General features: G+C 60.9%; 13 protein-coding genes and 1 tRNA gene. 7 read left to right on the plus strand and 7 right to left on the minus strand.

Annotated elements, in window-relative coordinates:
- Positions 1 to 68: 68 nt before the first annotated feature.
- Together AC3ITY_RS12595 and AC3ITY_RS12600 are read left to right on the plus strand one after the other, a co-directional pair.
- Positions 69 to 143, plus strand: a tRNA-Gln gene (locus tag AC3ITY_RS12595).
- Positions 144 to 423: 280 nt separating this feature from the next.
- A complete protein-coding gene (locus tag AC3ITY_RS12600; protein ID WP_489309519.1) occupies positions 424 to 852 on the plus strand; it encodes a TOBE domain-containing protein in 429 nt (142 codons plus the stop codon).
- An 85-nt stretch (positions 853 to 937) separates the two neighbouring features.
- On the opposite strand, the gene AC3ITY_RS12605 is transcribed toward AC3ITY_RS12600, so the two are convergent.
- Positions 938 to 1,600 carry a glutathione S-transferase family protein gene (locus tag AC3ITY_RS12605; protein WP_489309521.1) on the minus strand — a complete coding sequence of 221 codons (663 nt, stop codon included), beginning with the start codon at positions 1,598 to 1,600 and terminating at the stop codon, positions 938 to 940.
- Positions 1,601 to 1,758: 158 nt separating this feature from the next.
- On the opposite strand from AC3ITY_RS12605, the gene AC3ITY_RS12610 reads away from it, so the two are divergent.
- Both AC3ITY_RS12610 and AC3ITY_RS12615 read left to right on the plus strand, forming a co-directional pair.
- Positions 1,759 to 2,691: a GlxA family transcriptional regulator gene (locus AC3ITY_RS12610; RefSeq protein WP_489309523.1), complete on the plus strand. Its 933-nt coding sequence runs from the start codon at positions 1,759 to 1,761 to the stop codon at positions 2,689 to 2,691.
- A 101-nt stretch (positions 2,692 to 2,792) separates the two neighbouring features.
- Positions 2,793 to 3,767, plus strand: coding sequence for a nitrilase-related carbon-nitrogen hydrolase (locus tag AC3ITY_RS12615; RefSeq protein WP_489309525.1), 975 nt, complete (start codon positions 2,793 to 2,795; stop codon positions 3,765 to 3,767).
- Positions 3,768 to 3,834: 67 nt separating this feature from the next.
- Here the strand turns inward: AC3ITY_RS12615 and AC3ITY_RS12620 are convergent, their stop codons facing one another.
- Positions 3,835 to 4,341, minus strand: coding sequence for an HvfX family Cu-binding RiPP maturation protein (locus AC3ITY_RS12620; RefSeq protein WP_489309527.1), 507 nt, complete (start codon positions 4,339 to 4,341; stop codon positions 3,835 to 3,837).
- 352 nt (positions 4,342 to 4,693) lie between these two features.
- On the opposite strand from AC3ITY_RS12620, the gene AC3ITY_RS12625 reads away from it, so the two are divergent.
- Positions 4,694 to 6,196 (plus strand): aldehyde dehydrogenase family protein, encoded by a 1,503-nt coding sequence (locus AC3ITY_RS12625; protein ID WP_489309529.1) that lies wholly within the window; start codon positions 4,694 to 4,696, stop codon positions 6,194 to 6,196.
- Between the two features lie 114 nt (positions 6,197 to 6,310).
- Here the strand turns inward: AC3ITY_RS12625 and AC3ITY_RS12630 are convergent, their stop codons facing one another.
- From AC3ITY_RS12630 to AC3ITY_RS12640, 3 genes are all read right to left on the minus strand, one after another.
- On the minus strand, positions 6,311 to 6,640 hold the full coding sequence (locus AC3ITY_RS12630) for a hypothetical protein (protein WP_032829393.1): 330 nt from the start codon (positions 6,638 to 6,640) through the stop codon (positions 6,311 to 6,313).
- A gap of 522 nt (positions 6,641 to 7,162) precedes the next feature.
- Positions 7,163 to 7,666 carry a GNAT family N-acetyltransferase gene (locus AC3ITY_RS12635; protein ID WP_489309531.1) on the minus strand — a complete coding sequence of 168 codons (504 nt, stop codon included), beginning with the start codon at positions 7,664 to 7,666 and terminating at the stop codon, positions 7,163 to 7,165.
- A 105-nt stretch (positions 7,667 to 7,771) separates the two neighbouring features.
- The gene (locus AC3ITY_RS12640; protein ID WP_489309533.1) at positions 7,772 to 9,718 is read right to left on the minus strand and encodes a DNA topoisomerase III; all 1,947 of its coding nucleotides are present in this window, start codon (positions 9,716 to 9,718) and stop codon (positions 7,772 to 7,774) included.
- Positions 9,719 to 9,973: 255 nt separating this feature from the next.
- Between AC3ITY_RS12640 and AC3ITY_RS12645 the strand changes: the two genes are divergently transcribed.
- A complete protein-coding gene (locus AC3ITY_RS12645; RefSeq protein ID WP_008046975.1) occupies positions 9,974 to 10,342 on the plus strand; it encodes a DUF427 domain-containing protein in 369 nt (122 codons plus the stop codon).
- A gap of 53 nt (positions 10,343 to 10,395) precedes the next feature.
- Here the strand turns inward: AC3ITY_RS12645 and AC3ITY_RS12650 are convergent, their stop codons facing one another.
- Positions 10,396 to 12,018 (minus strand): MFS transporter, encoded by a 1,623-nt coding sequence (locus AC3ITY_RS12650; RefSeq protein WP_489309535.1) that lies wholly within the window; start codon positions 12,016 to 12,018, stop codon positions 10,396 to 10,398.
- A 127-nt stretch (positions 12,019 to 12,145) separates the two neighbouring features.
- The gene (locus AC3ITY_RS12655; protein WP_489309537.1) at positions 12,146 to 13,807 is read right to left on the minus strand and encodes a GMC family oxidoreductase; all 1,662 of its coding nucleotides are present in this window, start codon (positions 13,805 to 13,807) and stop codon (positions 12,146 to 12,148) included.
- A gap of 132 nt (positions 13,808 to 13,939) precedes the next feature.
- On the opposite strand from AC3ITY_RS12655, the gene AC3ITY_RS12660 reads away from it, so the two are divergent.
- On the plus strand, positions 13,940 to 14,830 hold the full coding sequence (locus AC3ITY_RS12660; RefSeq protein ID WP_489309539.1) for a LysR family transcriptional regulator: 891 nt from the start codon (positions 13,940 to 13,942) through the stop codon (positions 14,828 to 14,830).
- Positions 14,831 to 14,859: the final 29 nt, after the last annotated feature.

Below are 14,859 nucleotides of genomic sequence, written 5' to 3' on the forward strand. Positions count from 1 at the left end.
CGAGAGCAGGCAACAGGTCCTGTTGCCACTCAAGAAAGCGAGTGCCAGGCACTCATCGCAACAGATACAGGGGCGTCGCCAAGCGGTAAGGCAGCAGGTTTTGATCCTGCCATGCGTTGGTTCGAATCCAGCCGCCCCTGCCATTTTTTTATTCCTGCGTAATCAGATAACACTCGACCTGCGGTTATTATTCGTCGATTCGTTGATGTTTTTCGTTCGTTATCCCTATCCCGGATGTTCCCTTGCCAACCAGACTCCAGCCAAGGCTCGCGGGCGTTTTTTGGCGCGCTTGATAAAGATTTTCTGAGTTGATCTGGCCGTCCGTCACTGATCCAGAGCAGCGCTGTAGTTGTTTCTACATAGCGCTTACACTGATGATGCCCGCCGTTTCCTAACTTTAAAGTCAAGAAAAGGACGCCTCACATGAAAGTCAGTGCACGTAACGTATTCAAAGGCAAAGTCAGCCAGGTCCAGGCCGGTGCGGTCAACGCTGAAGTGGTTCTGACCCTGACGGGCGGCGAACAACTGGTTGCCGTCGTCACCATGGAAAGCATCAAGAACCTGGGCATTGCCGTCGGCAAAGAAGCCGTCGCGCTGATCAAGGCGCCTTGGGTGATGTTGATGACCGAATCGAGCGACATTCGCCTGTCGGCGCGTAACTGCCTTGAGGGCAAGGTACTGAGCGTTATCGATGGCGCAGTCAACGCAGAAGTGGTCATCGAGCTGGCAGGCGGTTCGAAGGTCTATTCGATCGTGACCCGCGATGCCGTGGCAGAGCTGGGGCTGGCAACCGGCGTCAGCGCCACCGCAGTGATCAAGGCTTCCCATATCATCCTGGGCGTTCCGGCCTGATCAGACGCAAGCATTCTTTATTGATCCCCGTGATCCATGTCCTGATGGTTCACGGGGATTTTTCGTTTTGGCCTTTCGATCATCATTACCGAAAGCGCTCCGGGATGGCCTCGGCAAACGGATACCAGGAAAAATACGGCCTTGCCTCGTCGATCACCCGCTTGACCGAGGGCCTTTGGGTCAACCTGTCGAAATAAGCACTCAAGTGGCGATGATCGTCGGGAAAGGCTACGAGGGTGCTGGCGTAGAACAGCGCCGGAGCGGCGGCGCAATCGGCCATGCTGAATGCGGGGCTGGCTGCCCAGGTTCTTGCCGTCAGCTGACGTTCAAGCATGCCGTACGCCGTCATCAACGCGGCGCGTTCGCGGGTCAGGTCGCTGTTGGCGGCATTGATTCGGTCAGCGACGATCTTCTGCATGGGCACCTGGACATGCAGGTCGAAAAAACGGTCCCACAGGCGGACTTCCAGCGCGGCTTGCCAATCGTCCGGAATCAGGCGTGCCTGGCGGGGATGGAGCCGGTCCAGGTACTCAATGATCACACTCGACTCCGGCACATCCTTTTGCCGGGCGTGATCGCGCAGCACCGGAAACTTGCCGATCGGCCACAGCGCTTGAAGCTCAGCCCGTTCAGCCTCGCTGCTCAGATCAATGATCCTTTTTTCAAACTCGATTTCCAGTTCATAGAGAGCGATCAGCGCTTTGTGGCAGAACGACGAGAGTGGATGGAAATAAAGAGTCAGTGACATCCTTCAATTCCTCGGTGAGATGGAAACCGCTTGATTATCCGTCGCCATCCGCCAATACGCGAGGCGCTCCAGCCTGATGTCCGGCGCCTGCTGTTCGGGTTAGAGTACAGGTCTTCTGGCCTGAACTTCAGGCATGCCACGTTTAGGGTCATATCGCCATGCACCAGATCGGACTCATTGTTTACCCCGGTTTCCAGGTTCTGGGCCTGGCCATGTGTGCCGCCTTCGAGTTGGCCAACAGCGCCGGTGACGAGCCGTTGTACCGCATTGCCTTGCTGTCCGAGCCGGGTGGTCTGGTGCAAACGTCCGCCGGTTTTGCTGTGCAGACCGAAGCATTCGACCAGCGTGGGTTCGATACGCTGCTGGTCCTGGGCGACAACCTGATCCGCCCGACCACGCCGGGCATGCTGGCGTTTTTGCGTCGCGCCAGTCAGGGCACCCGGCGTCTGGGCTCGATTTGCACGGGGGCGATTGCCTTGGCGGAGGCCGGTTTGCTCGATGGGCGGCGGGCGACCACCCACTGGGCGCATGTGCCGGCCTTTCGCAAGGCGTACCCGAAGGTGAAGGTCGAGGAAGACCGGATCTTCATCAACGACGGCCACCTGTGGACGGCTGCCGGCATGAGCGCGTGTGTGGACCTGGCTTTGGCGCTGGTGGAGAACGATCTGGGCGTCGACGTTGCGCGCAAGGTAGCGCGGCAATTGGTGGTGTACCACCGGCGTTCCGGCGGACAGTCGCAGTTTTCGGTGATGTTGGAACTGGCCCCCAAGACCGATCGCATACAGGCCGCGCTGAACTACGCCAAGCAGAATCTCAAGTCCGCGCTGTCGGTCGAGGAACTGGCCAGCGCGGCCAATCTCAGCCCTCGGCAATTCAGCCGGGTGTTTCATGCCGAAACCGGCCAGTCTCCGGCCAAGGCCATCGAAAACCTGCGGGTCGAGTCGGCCCGGCTGATGATGGAAACCGGACGGCACTCCATCGATGTGGTGGCGACGGACACTGGTTTTGGGGATCGGGAGCGTATGCGCCGCGCATTTATTCGGGCTTTCGGGCAGCCGCCGCAGGTGATCCAGCGTGCCAGTCGGGGCTGAATCATGATGTCCTGAAAGGTGGTGTATACGACATTCAGGTCTTTATATTATAGGTGTAATCTTTGTCTCGTTGAAACTTTTCCCTCAATGAGATCACCGCCATGACCCTCGTCAAAGCCGCCGCCGTACAAATCAGCCCTGTTCTTTACAGCCGTGAAGGCACCGTCGATAAAGTGGTGCAGAAGATTCTCGAACTCGGCGAACAGGGTGTGCAATTCGCCGTGTTCCCGGAAACCGTCGTGCCGTACTACCCGTACTTTTCCTACGTGCAGTCGCCGTTCGAAATGGCCGCCGAACACCTCAAGCTGCTGGACCAGGCGGTCACCGTGCCTTCTGACGCCACCGATGCCATCGGCGCTGCGGCCAGGCAAGCGGGCATGGTCGTGTCCATCGGCGTCAACGAGCGCGATGGCGGCACGCTGTACAACACGCAGTTGCTGTTCGATGCCGACAGCTCGCTGATCCAGCGTCGCCGCAAGATTTCCCCGACCTACCACGAGCGCATGATCTGGGGTATGGGCGACGGCTCCGGCCTGCGGGCCGTCGACAGCGCGGTCGGGCGCATCGGGCAACTGGCCTGCTGGGAGCATTTCAACCCGCTGGCCCGTTATGCCTTGATGGCCGATGGCGAACAGATCCATGCGGCGATGTACCCGGGGTCGTTTGCAGGTCCGTTGTTCGCCTCGCAAATGGAAGTCAGCATTCGCCAGCATGCCCTGGAGGCCGCGTGCTTTGTGGTCAACTCCACGGCGTGGCTGTACCCCGAACAACAAGCGCAGATCATGGCCGACACCGGTTGTGCTATCGGCCCGATCTCGGGTGGCTGTTACACGGCGATCGTCGGCCCGGACGGTGTGGTGCTGGGTTCGTTGCAGGAAGGTGAGGGCGAGGTGATTGTTGATCTCGACATGAGCCAGATCGACAAGCGCAAACGCATGATGGATTCCCGCGGCCACTACAGCCGCCCGGAACTGCTGAGCCTGCTGATCGACCGCACCCCGCAATCCCATGTGCATGAGCGCAGTGCGCATCCGAAACTGGCCGAGCAGTCCGGTCTGGAAGAAGTGATGGGTTAGTTCCGGGCAAAAAAACAGGGGACTTCATGGAAGTCCCCTTTTGTTTGTCCGCGTTGCAGATTGCGTTTCAGCGACGCCAGAACAAACGAGCCAGCAGCGCATCGATGCTGAGCTTGCCGCCACCTGACAGCAACAGCGGTGTAAAGGCCACAAGGTAGATCAAAGGCAGCTTGAAGTTGCCGTAACCCTTGTTGCTGATGGCATAACCCTGGGCAAGTTCACTCAGGGTGTGCCAGTCGGCAGGCCAATGGATGGCGGCGGTTGCGACGAGGGTAACCACCATCAGACTCAATGCCGAAAAACGCGTGCCCAGGCCCAGCAGCAAGGTCATGGAAAAGATCAGTTCGGCCCACATCGACAGTTCCCAGTTCAGTGTCGCTGGAATATGGTCGAACGGAAACGGGAAGCGCGCCTGGATATCGGCGAACCAGTTCTGGCCGTTGAATTTTTCCAGGCCGGACTCGAGGAATTCCCAGGCGAGGAACACTCGCAGCGCCAGGGGGGCAACCCAGTCGCTGGCACGGTCGAGGTTCAGGTGCAGGCCTTTGACGGCCGAAGAAATGGAGGTGCTCATGGACGTTGCTCTCTTTCAGGTCAGGGCGGCGGGGCAACGGCATGCCCCGTGAGTTGAGCGCTTTGATCGGCGTGGCCAATCGACAGGCGCATTTCATCAATGGGGTGTATCTGCGGTGTGTCGTTGCGGCGGGGTTTTGCGTGCGGGGTGTGTCTGGGGCGGGGCTGTATACATTGAGATACGTAACCTGGCACCCCTGTGGGAGCGAGCCTGCTCCGGGCGGCGATCCGACGATGGCGGAGTGTCAGGCGCTATTGATGTTGGATGGAATGGCCTCTTCGCGAGCAGGCTCGCTCCCACAGGGAAATTGCTATACATTTTCCGGCCGCCCCCTGCATGGTGAAACCGCTTCATGTCTCTCGCGCTCGAACGTCTAGTCGCTGGCACGCCAATCCCTTTCGCCGGTAATCGTGTCACTGTCGTCAGCCCCGAACTGGCGCAACGCTTCCAGCCCGGTGACCACCTGCTGGTGGAGCAGGTCAGTGGTGAGTTGCTGCTGATCCCCGTGGCGGACCAGCAAGCGGCCAACGTCGCGATCGAGCGTGCCCAGGCGGCATTTACCGCGCTGTCGGCGGTGTCTGATCAAGCCATCAGCGCCTTCTTCGACCTGTTCGCCCAACGCCTGGAAACCCCGGAATGCTGGACCTTGATCGAAGCCGCCAACCTGGCCGACATCGAACGGGCCAAGGCGCGCGGTCGCTCGACCACCCGGTTGCTGGCCGATGAACGCATGCGTCGCGACATGATTGCCGGCCTGCGCGCCTGGCGTGATGCCTCGGCCAGTCGTGGCAAGGTGATCAGTTGCGTCGAGCACGATGGCTGGAAAGTCGAGCAAGTGGTCTCGCCGCTGGGCATCGTCGCGTTCGTCTTCGAAGGCCGGCCGAATGTGTTTGCCGACGCAGCCGGTGTGTTGCGCACCGGCAACACCGCCGTGCTGCGCATCGGCAGTGATGCGTTGGGCACGGCCCAGGCGATCGTCACCCATGCACTGAACCCTGCGCTGAGCGACGCCGGCTTACCGGCCGGTGCCGTGTCGCTGGTGGAAAGTGTCAACCACGCCGCCGGTTGGGCGATGTTCGCCGACCGGCGCCTGTCATTGGCGGTGGCCCGTGGTTCGGGTCGCGCCGTCAGCCAGTTGGGCAGCATTGCGCAGCAGGCCGGCACGGCGGTCAGCCTGCACGGCACCGGTGGTGCGTGGCTGATCGCCAATGCCGATGCCGACGCCAAGCGTTTTGCCGCCGTGGTGCGCAACTCCCTGGACCGCAAGGTCTGCAACACCCTGAACGTCTGCCTGATTCACCACGACCGCGCCGCTGAACTGGTGCCGCTGTTCCTCGACGCACTCAAGCAGGCCGGCACCGCACGGGGCCAGGGTTGCAAGCTGCACATCGTCGAAGGCAGCGAGTCGCATCTGCCACAAGATTGGCTGACGGCAACGGTCGAGGTGTACCGCGCCGAAGGCTATCAGACCGAGGCGCAGGCCGAGCCGTTGCCCGAAGATCAATTGGGCCGTGAATGGGAGTGGGAAGAAACCCCGGAAGTCAGCCTGAAAATCGTCGACGACCTGGACGATGCCATTGCCTTGTTCAATCGCTACAGCCCGCAATTCACCGTGTCATTGATCAGTGAAAATGCCGAGGCCCAGGAGCGTTTCTACAACGCGGTCAACGCACCTTTTGTCGGCAATGGCATCACCCGTTGGGTCGACGGCCAGTACGCGTTGAACAAGCCGGAACTGGGACTTTCGAACTGGGAGAGCGGTCGCCTGTTTGCTCGCAGTGCGATTCTCTCCGGTGATGGTGTGTTCACCATTCGCAGCCGCATGACCCAAGTCGATCTGGGCGTCAAACGCTGAACCCTGTGGGAGCAAGCCCGCTCCCACATTTGGTTTTCGTTCCAGCATAAAAAAAGCCTGCTCCTTATCGGGAGCAGGCCTTGTTTATCAATAAGTCAGTAATGACTCATTCAATTAGTAGAACCGGTCAATCACCCGAACTTCGTTCTGATTCTGCATCGAGGCCCAGGCCTGCTTCAGGGTTTGCAGAACATTACCGATGAAGTCCTTGTCGGCTGCGGCTTTCTTGCCGACATAGCCCTGGCCGCGACGGTACATCTTCAGTCGGGCCAGCAGGTTCTGGTTGTTCTGGTCGAACTCTGCTTCATGGGCGTGCGGCGACAGGCAGTCGATATGAACCTGGCCACACTTGCTGATCCAGAGAATATGGTTGTCGTGGCTGTCTTTCTTTGCAGCGAAAATACGAGCCAGTTCATCGATAGTTGGTTGATTGTTCAGATTCATCATAAAGCCCCTTGACCAATTGGTGATCTTTCAAAGTTGGTTCGCTAATACAGGTAGCCCATCGGTTAGTTGATCCCTGGCACCGAAACCAGGACGTCAGCGTTCGACCGCCTTATCGGGCGGGGTCCTGCGTCTGTTGCATGTAGTCGTGTTGAATAACTGCTACGCAATAGCGTCACAACGAAGAGAAGCGGCGAAAACCTTAAGGCCACTGCCGACGTTTTCAGGGTCGGCCACAAGCTTCATGAGGATTGCTCGCCAAGTCTTCTCGCCCTTGTACTGGACGTTCAGGCCAGGTCAGCTTCTTCAATCTGCCTTGTGGGCAGCGTGTATCCGGGAAAAACAGCTCGGCGGTCAGACGAGCTTGCTCAAACGTGTTGCCTGTACTCCCGATCGGGGAGACGTCTGCATCATGCAAGGGCAAATCGGAGGCGTCAACGGTTTTGTAGTGAATATTTTCAGTCACTACATATTGTCGGACAAAGCTGTTGGGAATTAGTGCGGGGGGCGAGGTCGTGTCGTTTAGGACGACAAAGGCGGACACTCAAAGCGGTAAAAAGTGCAGGGATGACCGTCTACCAGCTGCTGATGCAAGGTGAACCCGCCAACGTTGAGCCCCGGCATTACGGCGGCCCAGAACAGGCGTGCCGGCTGATTCGCCTCGATGTGGAAAATCTGCCATTGACCGGGGAATTGACTCAAGAGGGTGGAAACGACAAATCGCGCGACACCCCGGCCACGGAAGCGTCGGCTGACAAACAGATAGCCGATGTTGTAGTCGGCACCGGGTAGATGGACCTGGTTATCCACGGTCACGAAGCCGGCCAGTTCACCGTCGACCTTGATCAGGAATGGCCGGGTGGCCGGGTTTCGCCAGTAATCGGGCATGGGCAGGATGTTGAACAAACCGTATTCGCCCAGTTTCAGCGGCAACCATTCGCTGAAGTCGTAGGTGTAGAACTGCATCAGGTTCTCGATGGTTTCCAGTTCATCGCGTTGGGCGGCGTGCAGTTCAATCGAAGACATTCGAAGTGGCTCCTGATCGGCCAAGGGACACCATTGATTATGGCCGGCGTCGCACGATCCGTGGCGAGGGAGCTTGCTCCCTCGCCACAGGGTTCGGTGTCAGGTTTACGTGTTGCTTGCGGGTTTTGCCCTGCGCTTGGTGCCGTTCGCAGCTTTGCGCGGGGTGCCTTTACGTTTTTTCTTCCAGGGGGCTGCGGCGGAGCCGCCGGGCGGTGGACCGCTGATGGTCAGGCTCAGCCCGGCACAGCGACTGACCTGTTTGCTCATCCACGCCGCCTGTTTGGTGACGAACTCTTCCAGGCTCATTTCCCCGCTTTGCACCATGTCCAGGGCCTGTTCCCAGATCGCCGTGGTGCCCGGATCGGCGATGGCCCGTGGTACGGCGTCGATCAGGCTGAACGCGGCCGGCGTGGCGGCCAGGGCCTTGCCGTTCTTGACCAGGTAACCACGGTCGAGCAGGCCCTGGATGATCGACGCACGGGTCGCTTCGGTGCCGATGCCGGTAGTGTCCTTGAGCTTTTGCTTGAGCAACGGGTCTTGCACCAGTTTGGCGACATTCTTCATGGCCTTGATCAGATCGCCTTCCGTGAACGGCTTTGGCGGTTGCGTCCACAGGTCCTTGAGTTGCACGCCGGCCACCGCGCAATCGATGCCTTCGGCCAGGTTGGGCAGTGTCTGCGGCACCGGGGCTTCGCGCCCCTTGGCCGGAGCCAGTGCTTCGGGCAGGGCGCGTTTCCAGCCCGGCTCGATGATCTGCTTGCCGACAGCGCGCAGGGCTTCACCGGCGCAGTCGAAGTCGGCCTGGGTGCGATCGTATTCGTGATTGGGCAGGAACTGCGCCAGGTATCGCGCGCGGATCAGGGTGTAGACCGCACGCTGTTTGCCCGCCAGGCGGTCGAGATTCTTCGCGGCAGCCGTGGGGATGATGCCGTGGTGAGCGCTGACCTTGGCATCGTTCCAGGCCCGTGAGCGCCGTTGCGGATCGAGGTGGTCGTGCAAGGCGTTCAACGCCGGATCGGCCTGGCGCAACGCCGCCAGAATGGCCGGTGCCTCGCTGTGCTGACTGAGAGGCAAGTAGCCGCAATCACTGCGCGGATAGGTGATGACCTTGTGGGTTTCGTACAGCGCCTGGGCGATGTCGAGGGTTTCCTGGGCGCCGAGGCCGAGTTTCTTTGAGCAGACCTCCTGCAGGGTGCCCAGGTCGAACGGCAGCGGGGCCACTTCGCGCATCCGCTCGGTGCGCAGCTTGATCACCCGCGCACTGGCTGCGCCGCTCATGGCGGCCGCCGCCTGTTGCGCCAGCGCCTGGTTCAGGCAGCGGTCCTGATCGTCGCAAAGCTCCGATGGCGCGCGCCATTGTGCAGTGAACGCGGTGCCGTTGTGCAGCAGTTGCACGTCGATGGCCCAATAGGGGACGGGCACAAAGTCGGCGATGCTGCGATCGCGATCCACCACCAGGCGCAAGGTCGGTGTTTGCACCCGGCCGACCGGCAACACGCCTTGATAGCCGGATTGGCGCCCCAGCAGGGTGAACAGCCGGCTCATGTTCATGCCGATCAGCCAGTCGGCCCGGGAACGCCCCAGGGCCGAGTGATAGAGGCTGAAGGTCTCGTTCCCCGGTTTAAGCGCCGCGAGGGCCTTGCGGATGGACGCATCGTCCAGTGCCGACAACCAGAGGCGGCGGATCGGCCCGCGATAGCGGCAATGCTCCACCAGTTCCCGGGCGATCATCTCGCCCTCGCGGTCGGCGTCCGTGGCAATGATCAGTTCGGACGCTTCACCGAGCAGGCGCTTGACCGCCTTGTACTGGCTGGCGGTGCGCGGCTTGACGGTCATTTTCCATTTTTCGGGAATGATCGGCAGGTCGGCCAGCACCCAGCGCTTGTAGCGCGCGTCGTAGGCATCCGGCGGTGCGGTTTCCAGCAGGTGGCCGATGCACCAGGTCACCGTGACGTCCGTTCCCAGCCAGCAGCCATCGCCCCGGCGCCGGGCGCCGAGGACTGCCGCAATGTCTTTGGCCTGGGAAGGTTTTTCACAGAGGTACAGCCGCATAACCACCATCGTCGATCAATGTGCCAAGGGTGCACAGAATGGCGCTTGATGGACGATGGAGCAATCTTTATCTGTATGGATGTACAGCTTGGTGTGTCGCTCCCGTTCGGCTGCGAAGCCGTCGCGAGGGTAAAACTTGGGTTATACCTGATAAATCGTGGTCCAGGTTTTGGGGCTGCTGCGCAGCCCATCGCGGGCAAGCCACGCTCCCACAATCGATTTGCAGGTCCATCACCGTCATGAGGAACGTTTTCCATGAAAAGCTCCGGTCCTAGTCCTGTCATCACCATCGCCGAGCAGCCTGGCTGTCTGCTGGTGAGATTTCACGGCATTCAAGTGGCGGCCTCGGCGCGAGCCCTGGTGTTGCTGGAGGCCAACTACCCGCCGGTGTACTACGTGCCGCGAGAGGATATCGACGAGAAGTATTTCGCCCGCACCGACCACACCAGCTATTGCCCGTACAAGGGCGATGCCAGCTATTTCAGCCTGCAGGTGCCGGGGCATGAAAGCGCAAACGCGGTGTGGAGTTACGAAGACCCCAAGGTGTCGGTGGAGCAAATCCGCGGGTATCTGGCGTTCTATCCGGATCAAGTGAAGTTCGAGTTGCTTGATGCCGAGGTCTGATCGAGGTTGATCGTCGCGACGAGGGAGCCGCTCCCTCGTCGCGAGCAATGACCTCAGTTCTTGTCGAGATCTACGTTGCGCGTCTCACGCAGGCAAATCATCCCCACCACCAGGCTCACCCCGGTGATCACCACCGGGTACCACAGCCCGTAGAAGATGTCCCCGGTGTACACCACCAACGCGAACGACACGGTCGGCAGGAAACCGCCGAACCAGCCGTTGCCGATGTGGTAGGGCAGTGACATCGAGGTGTAGCGGATGCGGGTCGGGAACAGTTCGACCATCAACGCCGCCAGCGGGCCGTAGCACATCGCGGAGATGATGATCAGCGCGACGATCAGCGCCACGATCATCGGTTTGTTGATCTGCTGCATGTCCGCCTGTTGCGGGTAGCCGGCGAGGGTTACGGCACCGCGCAGGGCGGCTTCGTCGAAACCATCGATCTTCACGTCACCGACGCTCACCTGCACGCCGCTGCCGGCCGGGGCCGCTGCGCTCTGGTACGGCAGGCCCTGCTTGACCAGGAAGGTCTTGACCTTGTCGCACGGGCTGTCGAATTTCGCCTTGCCCACCGGGTCGAACTGGAAGGTGCAGGTGGCCGGGTCGGCCATTACGGTGATCGGTGCCTGGCGACTGGCCTGGTCGATGGCCGGGTTGGCGTAGTGGGCCAGGGTCTTGAAGATCGGGAAGTACAGCGCGGTGGCCAGCAGCAGGCCGATCATCAGCACCGGCTTACGCCCGACCTTGTCCGACAGCCAGCCAAAGAAGATGAAGAAAGGGGCGCCAATGGTCACGCTGACAATCAGCAACCCGTTGGCCACTGCCGGGTCCATTTTCAGGAACTGGGTGAGGAAGAACAGCACATAGAATTGCGCGGCGTAGAAGGTCACCGCTTGCCCGGCATTGATGCTGAACAGCGCGATCAACACCACCTTGAGGTTTTCCCATTTGCCGAAGGAGTCGCGAATCGGCTGTTTGCACAGCTTGCCTTCTTCTTTCATTTTCACGAAGGCTGGCGACTCGTGCAGGCTCATACGAATCCAGGTCGAGATGCCCAGCAGCACGATGGAAAACAGGAACGGAATGCGCCAGCCCCAGACTTCGAACTGATCGCCGGTGAAGTAGCGGCAGCCCAACACCACCAGCAGCGACAGCAGCAGGCCCAGAGTCGCGGTGGACTGAATCCAGCTGGTGTGGAAGCCCCGCTTGCCGACGGGCGCGTGCTCGGCGACATAGGTCGCGGCGCCGCCGTACTCACCGCCCAGGGCCAGGCCCTGGAGCATGCGCAGTACCACCAGGATGATCGGCGCGGCGATGCCGATGCTGGCGTAGGTCGGCAGCAACCCGACGCAGAACGTCGCCAGGCCCATGAGGACGATGGTGGCGAGGAAGGTGTACTTGCGCCCGATCATGTCCCCCAACCGCCCGAACACCAGCGCGCCGAACGGCCGGACGATGAAGCCGGCGGCGAAGGCCATCAACGCAAAGATAAACGCCGTGGTGTCGTTGACCCCGGCGAAGAACTGCTTGCTGATCACCGCCGCGAGGGCGCCATAGAGGAAAAAGTCGTACCACTCGAAGACCGTCCCGAGGGACGAGGCGAAGATGACTTTCTGGGTTTCCTGGCTGGTGCCCGCGCTGCGCACGGCTTCCAGGGTTTGAACGTTCTCTGACATACCGGTATCCCTCACAGTGATTGTTTTTGTTGTTCCACTGGTGTTGCGTGTTCCATTTCAGGGGTAATGCTGTAGGAGCGAGCTTGCTCCGGGCGGCGTTCCGACGAAGGCGTCGTGTCATTCAACATCAATGTGAATGATCCACCGCTTTCGCGAGCAGGCTCGCTCCTACAGGGATTGTGTTTGCAGCGGAGTTGAGGATCATCTGCGCAGCCTTCTCGGCAATCATCAGCGTCGGCGAGCAGGTGTTGCCCGAGGTGATGCGCGGCATGATCGAGGCATCGGCAATGCGCAGGCCGGGGATGCCATGGACCTTGAGTTGCGCATCGACCACGGCCTCGGCGTCATTGCCCATGCGGCAGGTGCCCACCGGATGGAAAATCGTGGTGCCGATCCGCGCGGCGGCTTCGTGCAGTTGTTCTTCGCTTTGCAGGCTGTCGCCGGGCAGGTATTCCACCGGATTGAAGGCGTGCAGGGCCGGGGCGGCCACGATGCGGCGGGTCAGGCGAATGGCGTCGGCGGCGACCCGCAGGTCCTCCGGATGGCTCAGGTAATTGGGTTGGATCAGCGGGGCTTCCTGCGGATCGGCGGAGCGGATTTCCACCCGGCCACGGCTTTGCGGACGCAGATCGCAGACCGATGCGGTGAACGCCGGGAACGCATGCAGTGGTTCGCCAAAGCGCTCCAGCGACAGCGGTTGCACGTGGTATTCGAGGTTGGCGGAAGTCTGCTCCGGCCCCGAGCGGGCAAAGGCGCCCAACTGGCTCGGCGCCATGGACAGCGGGCCGCTGCGGTCATACAGGTAGCGCAGGCCCATGCCCATCTTGCCCCACAGGCTGCCGGCAATCTGGTTCAGGGTGCGGGCATTTTCCAGCTTGTAGATCAGCCGCAGTTGCAGGTGATCCTGCAGGTTGCCACCGACGCCGGGTAGCTCATGGACGACGCCAATGCCCAGCCGTTCCAGCAGCGGACGCGGGCCGATGCCGGAGCGTTGCAGGATGCTGGGCGAACCGACGGAGCCGGCACACAGGACGATCTCCTTGCGCGCCTTGAAGGTTTTCGCCTGGCTTTGCCAGCGGGCGCTGACCGCCGATGCACGGCCATTGTCCAGCAACACGCGGTCGACTTCGACACCGGTCAGCACGGTGAGATTGGGACGCTGGCGAATGGGTTTGAGAAAGGCCTTGGACGCGTTCCAGCGGATGCCGGCCTTCTGATTGACCTGGAAATAGCCGCAACCTTCGTTGTCGCCCTGGTTGAAGTCATCGATGCTGGCGATGCCGCTTTGTTCGGCGGCACTGCGGAAGGCATCGAGAATTGGCCATGACAGGCGCTGGCGCTCGACTCGCCATTCGCCCGCGGCGCCGTGAAATTCGGCGGCGCCAGCAAAATGGTTTTCACTCTGCTTGAACAACGGCAACACGTCTTGCCAGCTCCAGCCAGGGTTGCCGTCGGCGGCCCAGCGGTCGTAGTCGCCGGCCTGGCCGCGCATGTAGATCATGCCGTTGATCGAGGAACAGCCGCCCAGCACCTTGCCGCGGGGGTAGTTCAGGGCGCGGCCTTGCAGGCCGGGTTGCGCTTCGGTCTTGAAGCACCAGTCGGTGCGCGGGTTGCCGATGCAGTAGAGGTAACCCACGGGGATGTGAATCCACGCATAGTTATCGCGGCCGCCGGCCTCGAGCAGCAGCACGCGATGTTGCGCATTGGCCGACAAACGATTGGCCAGCAGACACCCGGCCGGCCCGGCCCCGACCACGATGTAATCGTATTCATCCAGGGAAGTCTGCATCCCTGACCTCGCGTTGTTGTTCTTGTTGTCTGTCATCCTAGTTGTTCGCTTTCGTCAAAAGAATGTTAGTTTTTGCGCAGCCGCTGTGCGTTTTTAAACAGCATCCCGAACGGCAAAGAACAAGGACGATTCATGTTCGACTGGAATGACCTGCGGTTTTTTCTCGAATTGCAGCGCAGTGGGCGTCTGCTCACCGCTGCCCGTCGCTTGAACACCACCCACGCCACCGTGGCGCGGCACATCGAGGCCATCGAAAAGAGCCTCGGTACGGCATTGTTCGTCCAGCATGCCCAGGGTTACGAGATGACCCCGGCAGGCGAGGCGTTGCTTAAACACGCCGAGGCGATGGAGAACGTGGCGCTGCTGGCCCAGGAGGAAATCACCCAGTCCACCGCGCCGCTGGGCAAGATCCGCGTCGGGGTGACGGAAGGGCTGGGCATCATGTTCCTGGCCAGTCGCATGAACGGCTTGTTCGAGCGCTATCCGGGGCTGGAGGTGGAACTGGTGGCGGTGCCGCGTTTTGTCAGCATCCTCAACCGCGAGGCGGAAATCAGCATCCACCTCGAACGTCCGGCCGCGGACATGCTGGTCACGCGCAAACTCACCGACTATCGCCTGGCGCTCTATGCCAGCCAGGACTACCTCGCCCGCTCACCGCCGTTGCGCAGTCGTGAGGACCTCGGGCGCCATGCGTGGATTGGTTACGTCGATGATTTGCTGTTCAGTCAGGAACTGATGTTCCTCAACAGCTTCTGCCGCAACCCGCAGGTGGTGTTTCACAGCACCAGCGTGATCGCCCAGCAACAGGCGGCGCGCTCAGGCCTGGGGATTGCCGTGCTGCCGTGCTACATGGCCAGTGCCGATCCCGGTCTGGTGCCATTGTTGCCGGACGAAAGCATCCAGCGCAGCTACTGGATCAGCACCCGCCGGGAGTTGCACAAATCGGTGCGGTTGCGGGTGTTGTGGGATTATGTGGTGGAGTTGTGTGAGCGGGAGCAGGGGTTGTTGTTGGGCGGTACCTGAACTGGCGCCTTCGCGAGCCTGCTCGCGAT

The sequence above is a fragment of the Pseudomonas sp. GL_091 genome (assembly GCF_057837725.1).

Bases quoted from the DNA above. Each gene is read 5' to 3' on its own strand.
- AC3ITY_RS12635 (WP_489309531.1), bottom strand. From the start codon at position 7,666: ATGTCTTCGATTGAACTGCACGCCGCCCAACGCGATGAACTGGAAACC.
- AC3ITY_RS12655 (WP_489309537.1), bottom strand. From the start codon at position 13,807: ATGCAGACTTCCCTGGATGAATACGATTACATCGTGGTCGGGGCCGGG.
- AC3ITY_RS12610 (WP_489309523.1), top strand. From the start codon at position 1,759: ATGCACCAGATCGGACTCATTGTTTACCCCGGTTTCCAGGTTCTGGGC.
- AC3ITY_RS12620 (WP_489309527.1), bottom strand. From the start codon at position 4,341: ATGAGCACCTCCATTTCTTCGGCCGTCAAAGGCCTGCACCTGAACCTC.
- AC3ITY_RS12625 (WP_489309529.1), top strand. From the start codon at position 4,694: ATGTCTCTCGCGCTCGAACGTCTAGTCGCTGGCACGCCAATCCCTTTC.
- AC3ITY_RS12615 (WP_489309525.1), top strand. From the start codon at position 2,793: ATGACCCTCGTCAAAGCCGCCGCCGTACAAATCAGCCCTGTTCTTTAC.
- AC3ITY_RS12640 (WP_489309533.1), bottom strand. From the start codon at position 9,718: ATGCGGCTGTACCTCTGTGAAAAACCTTCCCAGGCCAAAGACATTGCG.
- AC3ITY_RS12650 (WP_489309535.1), bottom strand. From the start codon at position 12,018: ATGTCAGAGAACGTTCAAACCCTGGAAGCCGTGCGCAGCGCGGGCACC.
- AC3ITY_RS12660 (WP_489309539.1), top strand. From the start codon at position 13,940: ATGTTCGACTGGAATGACCTGCGGTTTTTTCTCGAATTGCAGCGCAGT.
- AC3ITY_RS12605 (WP_489309521.1), bottom strand. From the start codon at position 1,600: ATGTCACTGACTCTTTATTTCCATCCACTCTCGTCGTTCTGCCACAAA.
- AC3ITY_RS12600 (WP_489309519.1), top strand. From the start codon at position 424: ATGAAAGTCAGTGCACGTAACGTATTCAAAGGCAAAGTCAGCCAGGTC.
- AC3ITY_RS12645 (WP_008046975.1), top strand. From the start codon at position 9,974: ATGAAAAGCTCCGGTCCTAGTCCTGTCATCACCATCGCCGAGCAGCCT.
- AC3ITY_RS12630 (WP_032829393.1), bottom strand. From the start codon at position 6,640: ATGAATCTGAACAATCAACCAACTATCGATGAACTGGCTCGTATTTTC.